General features: G+C 38.7%; 1 pseudogene. It reads left to right on the top strand.

From position 1 onward, the window contains the following. Positions 1-269 (top strand): annotated as a pseudogene (locus tag GNE10_RS36650) (heavy metal translocating P-type ATPase); the annotation flags it as partial.

The following is a 269-nucleotide window of genomic DNA, read 5'->3' as shown; positions in this document are numbered from 1 at the left end:
CAACGCTTAGCTGATATTATTTCTGGATATTTTGTTCCGATTGTGGTTAGCATTGCGGTTATTACTTTTATCATATGGATTATATTCGTTCACCCTGGACAATTTGAACCTTCACTTGTTTCAGCAATATCTGTTTTAGTTATTGCTTGTCCCTGTGCACTTGGTTTAGCAACACCTACATCTATTATGGTGGGTACGGGACGCGCTGCAGAAAATGGCATATTATTCAAAGGAGGCCAATTTGTAGAACGCACACATTATGTTGATAC

Source organism: Nostoc sp. 2RC, from assembly GCF_014222165.1.
Classification (GTDB): Bacteria; Cyanobacteriota; Cyanobacteriia; order Cyanobacteriales; family Nostocaceae; genus Nostoc; species Nostoc linckia.
Note: the sequence above shows the minus strand (reverse complement) of the source record. Positions and strands in the feature narration are given on the sequence as shown.